This window comes from Sphingobacterium sp. GW821-FHT03E03, from assembly GCF_059420745.1.
Genome location: NZ_JBWKUH010000005.1, coordinates 39,367 through 52,391 on the forward strand (window position 1 = coordinate 39,367; position 13,025 = coordinate 52,391).

The window sequence follows — 13,025 nt, forward strand, 5'->3', positions numbered from 1 at the left end:
TGAGATCTCAAATCTGTCATTTAATATCTAAATACTACTTAAGCTCAGTAATAGCGCACTTATCCATATCATCGTAGTCGAGGTTTTCGCCCGCCATACCCCAGATAAAAGTATAGTTGGATGTTCCAGCTCCTGAGTGAATTGACCAAGGTGGAGAAATGACAGCCTGATCATTATGCATCCAGATATGACGTGTTTCGTCTATCGGCCCCATAAAATGAGATACAGCCTGACCTTCTGGTAACTCAAAGTAAAAATAGACCTCCATACGACGGTCATGTGTATGAGATGGCATCGTATTCCACACGGATCCTGGCTTTAGCTCTGTCATTCCCATTTGCAGCTGACAGGTCTGTACAACTTTATTCAATAACATCTGGTTGATGGTACGGTGGTTGGCTGTTTCCAGAGATCCTAATTCTATTTTATTAGCATCTTCCTTAGTGACCTTTTTGGTAGGATAACTATGGTGCGCTGGTGTTGAGTTTAAATAAAATTTTGCCGGATTCGCACTTTCTTGACTTGAAAAATAGATATCTTTTGCGCCTTGACCGATATAGAGAGCTTCTTTGGTTTTAAGTTCATACAATGTTCCATCTACTTCTACCTGCCCATTGCCACCGACATTGATAATACCTAATTCTCTTCTAGAGAGAAAGTAAGGTTCTTTTAATAATTCAGGGATTGTTTCTAATTTAATTTTAGAATTTACGGGCATTGCACCACCAGCCATGTAACGGTCATAGTGTGTGTAGACAAAGTTAACTTTATCAGTTTCAAAAACTTTTTCAATGAGAAAATTATCTCTTAATCCTTGTGTATCTAATGTTTTGTATTCTTTCGGCCCGATTGCATAGCGGGATTCAAAATTAATGCTCATAACGGAATGATTTTTCTTTATTTGAAATCTAAATTTAGGGCTAATATTTCTCAAAAACGATACAATCTTACGCAATCGATGTCGTACTTATGTAAAGGATCTATTAAGACAAATTTTCTTGCGGTTTTTATTTTTCAGATTTGCTAACTTCGTATATGGTAAAGAAGAAACCGAATATTTTAGTTGTTAATGACGATGGTATCACAGCTCCGGGAATTAAGGTGTTGTTAGAAGAAATGCAAAAAATTGGTAATGTGGTTGTCGTAGCACCAGATTCGGCACAATCGGGTATGGGGCATGCGATCACGCTTGGTAGACCACTTCGATTGGATAAAATCAATCTCTATGAGGGAGTTGAGATGTACCAATGTTCTGGAACACCGGTCGACTGTGTCAAGCTTGCTGTTAATAAAGTCTTCAAAGGACAGAAGCCGGATATCTGTGTTTCCGGTATTAATCATGGGCTCAACAATTCAATTAACGTGTTATACTCTGGAACAATGTCTGCTGCGGTCGAAGGAGCTATAGAGGGAATACCTTCTGTTGGCTTTTCGTTGGATAATTTTTCCCATGATGCAGACTTCAGCTACTGTAGGCCTTATGTGATTTCCATAACGGAACAGGTTTTGGCCAATGGTTTACCCAAAAATACACTGCTAAATGTCAACTTTCCACAAACACAAGGATTTAAAGGGATTAAAATCTGCAGACAGGCTGGAGGACATTGGGTGGAGGAATTTGATGAACGTATAGATCCACATAACCGTGATTATTATTGGACGACAGGGAAGTTTGTCTTACAAGACCGTGGAGAAGATACGGATAGTTTTGCATTAGCAAATGGTTATGTTTCAGTAGTTCCTACACAATTCGACATGACTGCACATCATGCTATCCCAGAGCTCAATTCATGGAGTTTTGATCATTTGGAAGGTACGACGAAACACAGCAACGGTGAGAAATAATCTTTGGGTAGGCTCGGGCGTAGGAATTGCTTTTCCCTTGCTGGCATTTTTATTGGTACGCTTCACCGACATCGAACTTCATTTTCTGCCCGAGAAGCCAATGGCAACGTATACCATTGCCGTTTTGATCAATTTGATTTTCTTAAGGTTTGCATACCGTTCAGGTAATGATCAGGTAGGGAAAGGAATTATCATCATGACATTTTTGGCCATGATATTATATTTAATTACACATAAAGTGACTGTATAAAACGAAATGTAAAGATATCCGAGCTATACAGCGAAGGTTATTTGCGAAGTTTTTATTGTTTATTTTTTAAGAGGAATAAAATGAAATTAACATTGGGGTTTTCTCCCTGTCCAAATGATACATTTATTTTTGATGCTTTGATTCATCATAAAATTGACACCAAAGGGCTTGATTTTGAGGTGGAATATCAGGATGTTGAGACATTAAATTTGAAGGCATTTCAAGGAGATCTGGACATCACTAAACTGAGTTATCATGCTTTTGCTTATGCCGTTGAAGACTATGAATTATTGGATGCAGGTAGTGCTTTGGGCTTTGGTGTAGGGCCAATGCTGATTACAAAAGATGCGACTTTGGCCGAAACGCTCCAAGCGAAGCTAAAAAATGGTGACGGTTTGGGTGAATTCAATAAGTTAAAGGTGGGATATCCGGGGAAGTTTACAACAGCAAATTTCCTGTTGGGGCTAGCATTTCCGGAATTAACCAATAAAATAGAGCTGGTCTTTTCTGATATTGAGGGAACTTTATTAGATGGCTCAATCGATTTAGGGCTTATTATTCATGAAAATCGGTTTACCTATGCAGAAAAAGGACTGTATAAAGTAGTCGATTTGGGGGAATATTGGGAAAGTACGACAAAATTTCCGATTCCGCTAGGTGGTATTGTCGTAAAACGTTCGTTGCCGAAAGATGTGAAAGACACGCTTAATACAATTTTAAAAGAAAGTGTTGAATTTGCTTTTGCAAATCCAAAGTCCGGATTGGAGTTTATCCGTAGTCATGCGCAAGAGATGAGTGAGGAGGTGATGTATAAGCATATTGAACTGTATGTCAATAAATACTCCGTTGAATTGGGGGTCGAAGGACGTAATGCAATTACTAAGATGTTTCAGAAAGCGCAGGAAATGGGGTTTATTCCACATTCGGATAAAAAACTGTTTCTTTCATAACATCATCACTGATATTTAGTAGCCATATGAGCAGGCCGCTTGTATAGGAACTCTACCAGTTTGGTTTCAATGTGACTATTTTTGGGTTTAATGATCAAATAACTAGCATAGCCGGAACAAGAGGTCGTAGATAATACGGTAAATTGAGATGAGTAGAATAACAAGCTAATCCGATTGAAAAAAATAACGCAAAAAAAATAGGGGTAAGCTGTTAGATATCATATCTAATAACTAAATTTGCCCGATTAGTGTCAAATTGTCTGCAATTTTACTTTGGAGTCATTATTGTACAAAATCTTTAGTTGAGATAGAAAAAAAATTATGTTAAAGTTTTTAAGTAAATTATTTGGAAGTAAATCCGAAAGAGATATCAAGGGGATTCAGCCAGTTGTAGAGCAAATCAAAGCTGAATATGATAAACTTTCAAATCTAACCAATGACGAGTTACGTGCCAAGACCGCTGACTTCAAAGAAAGAATTAAAAATTACCTTGCAGATATTGACCAAGAAATAGATACGCTTAAAAAAGAGGCGGATCAAGATGAGGACGATATGGCTAAAAAAACTTCTATTTATGAGCAAGTAGACAAATTGTCTAAAGATCGTGATAAGAAGTTGGAAGAGGTATTGAAGGATATTTTACCAGAAGCATTTGCTGTGGTGAAGGAAACTTCAAGACGTTTGACAGAAAATGAAGAATTGGAAGTTACTGCCAGTGATTTTGACAGAGAATTGGCTGTCTACAAGCCAAACGTTATTATCAATGGTGATAAAGCCATTTGGAAAAACAAATGGATGGCTGCAGGTACAGAGGTAACCTGGAACATGGTACATTATGATGTACAGTTGATCGGTGGTATTGTATTACATAGTGGTAAGATTGCTGAGATGGCTACGGGTGAAGGTAAGACATTGGTTGGAACTTTGCCAACCTATTTGAACGCACTTTCTGGACAAGGGGTGCATATCGTGACCGTGAATGATTATCTTGCTCGTCGTGACTCTGAATGGAACGCCCCATTATTTGAATTCCACGGATTATCAGTAGATTGTATTGATAAACACCAACCAAACTCGCCGCAACGCCGTAAAGCTTACCAATCAGATATCGTATATGGTACGAACAACGAATTTGGTTTCGACTATTTACGTGATAATATGGTTCAGACACCTGATGCATTGGTGCAAGGTAAATTGCATTTTGCCATGGTCGATGAGGTTGACTCGGTTTTAATTGACGATGCCCGTACGCCATTGATTATTTCAGGTCCGATCCCTCGTGGTGATCAACATGAGTTCTATCAATTGAAACCACGTATTGAGCGTTTGGTACATGTCCAAAAGGCTTATATCAATACCGTATTAAACGATGCTAAAAAAGCATTGGCTGCAGGTGATTCTGATGTAGAAGGTGGTGGCCTAGCTTTATTAAGAGCTTACAGAGGTTTACCTAAAAATAAAGCCTTAATCAAATTCTTGAGTGAAGGTGCTAATCGTTCTATATTGCAAAAAGTAGAAAACTACTATATGCAAGAGCAAAATAAAAATATGCCTAAAGTTGATGCCGAGCTTTATTTTGTCATCGATGAGAAGAACAATCAGGTTGAACTGACTGAAAAAGGTATTGAATTGATCACAGCCACAGGAGAGGATCCTTCATTCTTTATTTTACCTGATGTAGGTACTGAGATCGCGGAAATTGAAAAGTCTTCGTTGACTTTGGAAGAAAAAGCCGCTCAGAAAGAAGATATGTTACGCGATTACTCAATTAAGGCTGATCGTATTCACTCGATCAATCAATTATTGAAAGCATATACCCTATTCGAGAATGATGTAGAATATATCGTTGACGAGGGTAAAGTGAAAATTGTTGATGAGCAAACAGGCCGTATCATGGATGGTCGTCGTTACTCGGACGGTTTACACCAAGCGATCGAAGCGAAAGAAAATGTAAAAGTCGAAGATGCGACACAGACTTATGCGACGATTACATTACAAAACTACTTCCGTATGTACCACAAACTTTCGGGGATGACTGGTACAGCTTCAACAGAAGCGGGAGAGCTTTGGGAAATCTACAAATTGGATGTTGTTGAAATCCCTACGAATCGTGGTATCCAACGAAATGACCAACAGGATTTTATTTATCGTACTGCACGTGAAAAATACAATGCGGTGGCGGAAGAAATCCAACGTCTGACAGAACAAGGTCGTCCTGTATTGGTTGGTACAACATCGGTAGAAATTTCCGAATTATTGAGTCGTATGCTTCAATTACGGAAGATCAAACATAATGTCTTGAACGCGAAGTTGCACCAGAAAGAAGCCGATATCGTTGCAGAAGCTGGCCAACCAGGCCAAGTAACCATTGCTACGAATATGGCTGGTCGAGGTACCGATATTAAATTGACCGAGATCGTTAAAAACGCTGGGGGTCTTGCTATTATTGGTACTGAGCGTCATGAATCGCGTCGTGTTGACCGTCAGTTACGTGGTCGTGCAGGTCGTCAGGGGGATCCAGGATCATCACAATTCTTTGTTTCCTTGGAAGATAACTTAATGCGTCTATTTGCTTCTGAAAGAATCTCCAATATCATGGTAAAAATGGGTGTTGAAGAGGGTGAAGTAATGCAACATAGCATGTTGACCAAATCTATCGAGCGTGCACAACGTAAGGTTGAGGAGAACAACTTCGGTATTCGTAAACGTTTATTGGAATACGATGACGTCATGAACTCCCAACGTACAGTAATCTATTCAAAACGTAAAAATGCTTTATTCGGAGAGCGTTTAGACGTGGATTTGAATAATATGATCTTTGACGTTGCTGAAGAGATTGTTGCTGAAGCCAAAGAGCAAGGTAATTTTGAAGACTTCCAAATCGAAGTAATCCGTATTTTTGCGATTACTCCGGAAATTACTGCTGAAGAGTTTGCACAAGGTAAGATTGAAGGACTGACAGATCGTCTTTTCGAGCAAGCAATTAACGCTTACCATCATAAAATTGACGCTATTGGCGCATTGACTGTTCCGGTATTAAATAATGTGTATGCAGAACGCGGTCAGATTGTTGAAAATGTGGTTATTCCATTTACAGACGGTATCCGCGGTATTCAAGTTTCAGCTAATTTGAAGAAAGCGATTGAGAGCAATGGTAAAGAGGTTTTCAAATCGTTTGAAAAAGGAATCGTCTTGGCATTGATCGATGAAGCGTGGAAAGAGCATTTACGTGAAATGGATGATCTAAAACAATCTGTTCAAAATGCTGTTTATGAACAAAAGGATCCGATTATTATCTATAAAATGGAAGCCTTTAACTTGTTCAAATCCATGTTGGCTTCTATGAACAAGGATGTCGTGAGCTTTATATTCAAAGGTGAGATCCCTGGACAGGAAACAACTTCATTACAGGCTAGACAAGTAAATCAAGCTCCTGTAAAGACGATTGAAACAAAAGCAGAATTAGTTTCACCAACAGGTGTCAGTGAAGAAGATGTGAATGATGGACCGAAAGAACCTGTTCGCAACGAGAATACAGTAGGACGCAATGACGAATGTCCTTGTGGTTCAGGAAAAAAATATAAAAATTGCCACGGCGCAAATAACTAATCGATAAGAAAAGTTAAACTATGCTGAAGAGAGGATTGATTTTCATACATGCACTTGTGCTATTTACGATCGTTAATGTAAAGGCGCAAGAAAAGGGTGGAGTTATTGTAACCAAAGATTCTTTGATTACACAGCTACAAAATTTTAGGGCTGCCATGGGAATCAATCCTGTCGAAAGCAAAATCACAACAGTTCCTTCGAAACCTGTTGTACGTTCTGCTGCAACAAGAGTCAAGGTGAGAGGCTTTCGCGTACAGATCTTTGCTGGATCTAGTCGAAATCAAGCTTTTTCGGAGCAAACTCGTTTCCGGGGAATGTATAAAGATGTTGATACCTATATCACCTATGATGAACCCAATTATCGGGTGAAGGTGGGCGACTTTAGAAGTCGTTCCGAAGCAAATGCGTTTATGCGTGAGCTGCGTCAATATTTTAGTAACGTTTTCGTATTTTCAGAAAGCGTTTTTGTCTATCAATAAATCAAACAACCTCATGGCAAGTACGAAAGAAAAAGTCCTGGCCTTAGCCCATCAATACTTTGAAGATACAGTCGCTAACCGTAGACATCTTCATCAAAACCCTGAACTTTCCTTTGAAGAGTATAATACTTCGGCATTTGTAAAGGCGCAGCTGGATCAATTAGGCATCCCTTACGAAGTAAAAGCAGATACGGGTATTGTAGCACTAATTAAAGGTGAACTCCCTTCAGATGAAGTAATCGCATTGCGAGGGGATATGGATGCATTACCTATTCAGGAAGTCGAAGGACGACCTTATGGATCCAATAACCCAGGCGTCATGCATGCTTGTGGCCATGATGTACATACATCCTCGCTTTTAGGAACTGCGAAGATATTACATAGCTTGAAAGCTGAATTTGGTGGTACGGTAAAGTTAATCTTTCAGCCAGGCGAAGAACGTTTGCCTGGAGGAGCATCCATTATGATCAAAGAAGGAGCACTACAAAATCCTGCACCTTCTGCTATAATAGGTCAACATGTAATGCCGTTTATCGAAGTTGGCAAAGTCGGATTTCGTGAAGGTAAGTATATGGCTTCCTGTGACGAGTTATTTATGACCGTTAAAGGAAGAGGAGGGCACGGAGCACATCCACATCAGAATATTGATCCGATTGTGATCACAGCACATATTATTACTGCTTTACAACAGATAGCAAGCCGCTTTGCAGATCCGCGTACACCGACGGTTTTGTCTTTTGGCAAAATCATCGCTAACGGTGCAACAAATATTGTTCCTGACCAAGTTTATCTCGAGGGTACATTCCGTACATTCGATGAGCAATGGCGCGCCGAAGCACATGAGAAGATGGTAAAAATGGCTGTTGGAATCGCAGAAAGTATGGGTGCTACCTGTGATTTTGAGGTTCGCAGAGGCTATCCATTTTTGATCAATGAGCCTGAACTGACAAAGAGTGCGCGTACTTTTGCGGAGGAATATCTTGGAAAAGAGAATGTCGTGGATTTAGATCTTTGGCCTGCTGCTGAAGATTTTTCCTACTATTCGCAAGAAATCAATGCTTGTTTCTACCGACTGGGCACGGGAAACAAAGCGAAAGGAATAACTTCTGCGGTTCATACACCAACCTTCGATGTTGACGAGTCCTCGTTGGAGATCAGTACAGGGCTAATGGCGTATATCACGTTGCGCAGATTAGGCTATTAGATCTTTAGTATGTCATCGCATCATATCGTTCGTGAGAACCAGGAGCCTGCTCTGCTGATTGAAGACCTTTTTCTCATAGACGAAGAAGATTTGGGGCAATTGCTTGAATGGAGTCCAACAATTGTTATAGAAAACAATATGGTTGATCCATTGGACGCTAGAGGATACAAGTTTGATATTGTTTTTGCACAGACCCAAGCGAATCAAGCGCAGGAGAATTTAAAAGTGATTCCATATATCGATAGTTTTTTACAATCGGCCATTGGATATCTCATTAAACATCAGTATAGGGCGGTCAATATTATTACGGATCAAATAAGTCTTGCACACTATCAACACTATTTGGATCAGATCAATGTGGTCTTGTTAGCTAAGGGGGTACGCTACTATTTTGTACCTACCGGTTTTACAAAATGGAAAACGGAGGGTGAACAGCTAAACATAGATTCCCAAGGTGAAGAAATCACGACAGAAGGGCTTCGAAAAATTGGTGAAGATCTTTATGAAACAGTAGCGGATGGCTTATTTACCCTCAGATTTTCGAAATCAAAATATATTTTAATAGGAGAGACAATCTCATGATAACAATAGAATTAGCTGAACAGACAGATATCCGGAGCATTTCTAATATGGCGCATATTATATGGCCTGAAGCTTATGGAGAAATACTTTCAAAAGACCAAATTGATTTCATGCTGGAGAAAAGCTATACCATAGAGGGCTTAGCTGAAGGAATGGTCGGTGGACAGTTCTTTTATATTCTGAAGGAAGACGGTATTGGCCAAGGTTTTGTTGCATTGAAAACTCTTACAGATAAACTCCGTATTGAGAAGCTCTATTTGATGCCCAATGTTCAGGGAAAAGGTTTTGGGAAAGCATTGATTGACTTTGCTATTGAAAAAGCGAAAGCCAAAGGTAAGGACATTTTGGAACTCAATGTAAATAGAAATAACCCTGCTTACCATTTCTATTTAAAGCAGGGTTTTCAGGTTATTGAAACTGTTGATATTCCCTATTATGACTATGTATTGAATGACTATGTCATGCAGCTGGCAATAGATCGTACAGCCACTTCCTAGTCTTTTAATTTTTCCACACGCGAGGGAGTTTGCTTGCCTTCTACAATACCTGAGGCCCCAATCGCAATCGCTTCGATACTGGAGATAATATTTTGAACGTTTAATGTGGTTACTTCATCCTTTACGGTGTGGTAATATTCGTCTTTATCCATTTGCGATGTAGAAAATGAATGCGCGGGAACACCTTTAGCCGCTAACACAGCATTATCACTTCGATAGAATAGATTTTGTTTTGTATAAGGATCAGGATAAAATTTGAAATTTGTGTTTTTCAGATTTTCCTGCATTAATTTGCCTAAATCGGATTGATCATATCCTGTTATATAGACCGTATTAGGGCCAAATTTTGAATCTTTTCCGATCATTTCCATATTGACCATTGCCACAACCTGGTCCGCATTGATGTGATTAGAAAAATATTTTGAACCATACATACCGAGCTCTTCTGCTGTAAATGCCACAAAAATAAGTGTCCTTTCATTGCTGTTTTTCTTTTTATAATAGTCTGCCAGCGTCAACATCGCTGTTACTCCCGAAGCATCATCATCGGCTCCATTTGCGATCGAATCCTGTCCAACAGCAGGTAATATACCAATATGGTCATAATGCCCTGAAAAGATCACATATTCATTTGGCTTGCTTTTTCCGGGGATAACTCCCGCAACATTAAAAAGTGGAAAGTTTTGAAGATTCCGTTCAATGTGAATGTGGAATGTTTTTGGTTTTTCCTTGGTTAGCAGATAAACTATTGAGGGTTTTTGTATACTTGAATCTTCAATAAATTTTGGGGTGCTAAGCATCTGGCCAAAACGAACAAAAGAGGCTTCAAAGGATGGATCTACCAATACAAGTGTATTTTCCTTGGATAAGGACTGTTCCCGGAAGGCCTGAGCGAAATCTGAGTCGGATGTAATGTTAACGATTTTAATGGGACTTTTATCATCCCATTTGAGATCCACATGGTTTCCAAGCGATATGATATGCTCCGCGGGAATTGTCTTTTTATTTATGGTTGCGGTATTGCTTTTTGGCGAGAGTTTGTCCAGTTGGAATGTTTGTCTGAAAGACTCTTCGGCATAAGGTTTAAGACCTATTTTTTTCATCTCTCCCGCGATAAAATCTGCAGCAGGCTCAATGTCCTTTGTTAAGGCTGATCGTCCACGCATATTATCCGAGGCTAACGTATTTAAGATACGACTCACGTCCTGACCTTGTTGTTCGGAAATCACTTGCTGTCCAAATGTCATGGAAGATAGCGCAATTAACGATAAGGCTAAAAATATTTTAGGTGCTGATTTCATAAAGTTAGTAATGTTCGGATGAAGATAATGATTTCGCATGTAATTTTTGCGGAAATTCGTAATGCCTTACCATACACCCATATCATCTTTATGCTCAAGGTCATGAAAGTTGAAATGGAGGATGTTAATGAATTCCGAGAAAAGATGCTTTCAATAAACCTTTCGAGGATCCATTGAATTGGCAACAGGTACGAAAGTTCTTGATGGCGTTTGAAGACAGACGATTCAGAAAAAAATGTAGTATATTTGAGTATAAATTATTTGACAATGAAAGAAGTATCTGTACAAGAATTAAAGAACAAGATCGATAATAACGAAGATTTTCAATTGATTGATGTGCGTGAGTCATTTGAATACGAAGTTTCAAATTTGGACGGTTTAAATATTCCACTTTCGGGAATTTTGATCGAGTCCGATAAGATTGCGAAGGATAAACCGGTTATCGTTCAATGTCGTTCTGGAAAACGTTCAGCACAGGCAATTATGTTGTTGGAGCAACAAGGATTTGATAATCTAGCAAATTTAAAAGGCGGCATCTTGGCCTGGAAAGAGGAAATCGATCCAGAGTTAGACGTTTATTAATATGAAAAATTTGGAGCATCAGACTAAACAAGCTTTCTTGTTTAGTCTTGCTTTTTATATCGTAGCCCTATTAACTAGGCTCTTAAACTTAGGTGTCTTCCCTGTATTAGGTAGTCTCTCTATTTTATTGTCCCTTTTATGGGTGATATTGGCCCTGCGAGAAATTATGTTTTCCAAGACCATTTCCAATGGTGAACGGATGTTGATGGCACTGGCTATCGTACTGCTTAATATTATCGGCGGAATTTTCTATTTCTTTGTGTGGCGACCACGTGTATTGGGATTAACAAAAAAGTAACATGACAAAATATTTTATACTGAATATTGTATTGAACTTGGCCATTGTATTTTTGGCTTATTGTGGATTTGAAGGGTATAAAGCCGGAAATATGTTGGTGACAGGACTGTCTATCGCATTTTTGGTTGTTCTGATTTACCTTAAGGTTGTCTTAAGCAAGCGGATAAAAGTCGTTATCCAAGAAAAGGATCGTGAAAAAAAACAGGAATACGCTGCTAAGCAAGCAAAGGGAAAAAATAAATAGTAGCGAGTTTCTTACTTATCACATACAAAAAGAGCAGAAAACGATAGTCTTCTGCTCTTTTTTATATTATCTACACCTGTTCTTATTTTACAAATGGAGGTTTCGTTACTTTAGCTTTAACTTTTTGATTACGGATATGGATAAAGATATCTGTACCATCTTTTGCAAATGCAGTATCTACGTAACCCAAACCTACTGATTTTTTCAATGTTGGAGATTGCGTTCCAGAAGTAACACGGCCAATCACATTGCCATCAGCATCTACGATTTCATAATCGTGACGCGGGATACCTCTGTCGATCATTTCAAAACCAACCAGTTTCTTTTTAAGTCCAGCTTCTTTCTCAGCTTTAAGTGCAGCAGAGTTTACAAAGTCTTTTGTGAACTTCGTTACCCAACCCAATCCGGCCTCTAAAGGAGAAGTATTATCATCAATGTCATTTCCATAAAGACAAAAACCCATTTCTAAACGTAAAGTGTCGCGAGCACCCAATCCGATAGGTTTAATTCCGTAAGCTTTTCCAGCTTCAAAAATAGCATCCCAAACTTTCTGAGCATCTTCATTGGCAACGTAAATCTCGAAACCACCAGCACCAGTATATCCTGTAGCGGATACCAATACGTTATCTACCCCAGCAAAAGTACCTTTGGCAAAGGTATAGTATTCCATTGGTGCAAGCTCGATATCTGTCAGCGATTGTAAAGCATCCGCTGCTTTAGGGCCCTGAACTGCAAATAAAGAAGTCTGGTCAGAAATATTTTTCATTTCTACGCCATCGGTATTGTATTTGGAAATCCAGTTCCAGTCTTTTTCAATATTGGACGCATTGACAACCAAAAAATAAGTGTTATCGTCTATTCTGTATGTCAGAAAATCATCTACTACACCGCCCGTTTCGTTTGGAATATAAGCATATTGAACTTTGCCGTCATATAATTTCGATACATCATTTGAAGAAATTTTTTGAAGAAGATCCAGGGCTTTCTCTCCTTTGAGGATGAATTCGCCCATGTGGCTTACATCAAAAACTCCTACACCTGTACGAACTGTTTCGTGCTCATCATTGATACCTGTATATTGTACTGGCATGTTGAAGCCTGCGAAGGGAACCATCTTTGCTCCTAAAGCAATGTGCGTCTCCGAAAGGGCAGTATTTTTTAACATAAAAATTAAGTTTTAATCA

14 protein-coding genes are annotated in these 13,025 nt (G+C 39.0%); 11 read left to right on the forward strand and 3 right to left on the reverse strand.

The features are described from left to right. Positions 1-34: 34 nt before the first annotated feature. A complete protein-coding gene (gene kduI, locus AC07UV_RS07990; RefSeq protein ID WP_282251397.1) occupies positions 35-880 on the reverse strand; it encodes a 5-dehydro-4-deoxy-D-glucuronate isomerase in 846 nt (281 codons plus the stop codon). 155 nt (positions 881-1,035) lie between these two features. On the opposite strand from kduI, the gene surE reads away from it, so the two are divergent. The 8 genes from surE to AC07UV_RS08030 all read left to right on the forward strand — a co-directional run bounded on the left by surE (position 1,036) and on the right by AC07UV_RS08030 (position 9,416). Then, complete coding sequence (surE, locus tag AC07UV_RS07995) at positions 1,036-1,845, forward strand: 5'/3'-nucleotidase SurE (RefSeq protein WP_495183286.1); 810 nt, start codon at positions 1,036-1,038, stop codon at positions 1,843-1,845. Then, positions 1,835-2,095, forward strand: coding sequence for a hypothetical protein (locus tag AC07UV_RS08000; protein WP_282251396.1), 261 nt, complete (start codon positions 1,835-1,837; stop codon positions 2,093-2,095). Before surE ends, AC07UV_RS08000 begins: the two co-directional genes overlap by 11 nt. A gap of 80 nt (positions 2,096-2,175) precedes the next feature. Further along, a complete protein-coding gene (locus AC07UV_RS08005; protein WP_495183287.1) occupies positions 2,176-3,045 on the forward strand; it encodes a menaquinone biosynthesis family protein in 870 nt (289 codons plus the stop codon). 321 nt (positions 3,046-3,366) lie between these two features. Continuing rightward, positions 3,367-6,654, forward strand: a complete 3,288-nt coding sequence (gene secA / locus AC07UV_RS08010) for a preprotein translocase subunit SecA (protein WP_282251394.1) — start codon at positions 3,367-3,369, stop codon at positions 6,652-6,654. Positions 6,655-6,674: 20 nt separating this feature from the next. Then, positions 6,675-7,133 carry an SPOR domain-containing protein gene (locus tag AC07UV_RS08015; protein WP_120261266.1) on the forward strand — a complete coding sequence of 153 codons (459 nt, stop codon included), beginning with the start codon at positions 6,675-6,677 and terminating at the stop codon, positions 7,131-7,133. Positions 7,134-7,146: 13 nt separating this feature from the next. Continuing rightward, entirely contained in the window at positions 7,147-8,337 is a 1,191-nt protein-coding gene (locus tag AC07UV_RS08020) for a M20 metallopeptidase family protein (RefSeq protein ID WP_282251392.1), read from the forward strand. 9 nt (positions 8,338-8,346) lie between these two features. Continuing rightward, positions 8,347-8,919 carry a thiamine diphosphokinase gene (locus AC07UV_RS08025; RefSeq protein WP_495183288.1) on the forward strand — a complete coding sequence of 191 codons (573 nt, stop codon included), beginning with the start codon at positions 8,347-8,349 and terminating at the stop codon, positions 8,917-8,919. After that, on the forward strand, positions 8,916-9,416 hold the full coding sequence (locus tag AC07UV_RS08030; RefSeq protein WP_282251390.1) for a GNAT family N-acetyltransferase: 501 nt from the start codon (positions 8,916-8,918) through the stop codon (positions 9,414-9,416). The genes AC07UV_RS08025 and AC07UV_RS08030 overlap by 4 nt, the downstream gene beginning before the upstream one ends. Here the strand turns inward: AC07UV_RS08030 and AC07UV_RS08035 are convergent. Then, positions 9,413-10,717 carry a M20/M25/M40 family metallo-hydrolase gene (locus AC07UV_RS08035; protein ID WP_495183289.1) on the reverse strand — a complete coding sequence of 435 codons (1,305 nt, stop codon included), beginning with the start codon at positions 10,715-10,717 and terminating at the stop codon, positions 9,413-9,415. The genes AC07UV_RS08030 and AC07UV_RS08035 overlap by 4 nt on opposite strands. A gap of 267 nt (positions 10,718-10,984) precedes the next feature. Here AC07UV_RS08035 and AC07UV_RS08040 point away from each other — a divergent pair, with 267 nt between their 5' ends. The 3 genes from AC07UV_RS08040 to AC07UV_RS08050 are packed head-to-tail and all read left to right on the forward strand — an operon-like array spanning position 10,985 to position 11,841. Continuing rightward, positions 10,985-11,299, forward strand: coding sequence for a rhodanese-like domain-containing protein (locus AC07UV_RS08040; protein ID WP_282251388.1), 315 nt, complete (start codon positions 10,985-10,987; stop codon positions 11,297-11,299). 1 nt (position 11,300) lies between these two features. Further along, complete coding sequence (locus AC07UV_RS08045; RefSeq protein ID WP_495183290.1) at positions 11,301-11,597, forward strand: PLDc N-terminal domain-containing protein; 297 nt, start codon at positions 11,301-11,303, stop codon at positions 11,595-11,597. 1 nt (position 11,598) lies between these two features. Next, a complete protein-coding gene (locus AC07UV_RS08050) occupies positions 11,599-11,841 on the forward strand; it encodes a DUF6358 family protein (RefSeq protein ID WP_223584074.1) in 243 nt (80 codons plus the stop codon). Between the two features lie 82 nt (positions 11,842-11,923). Here AC07UV_RS08050 and gcvT read toward each other — a convergent pair whose 3' ends face one another. Continuing rightward, entirely contained in the window at positions 11,924-13,006 is a 1,083-nt protein-coding gene (gcvT, locus tag AC07UV_RS08055) for a glycine cleavage system aminomethyltransferase GcvT (RefSeq protein WP_120261258.1), read from the reverse strand. Positions 13,007-13,025: the final 19 nt, after the last annotated feature.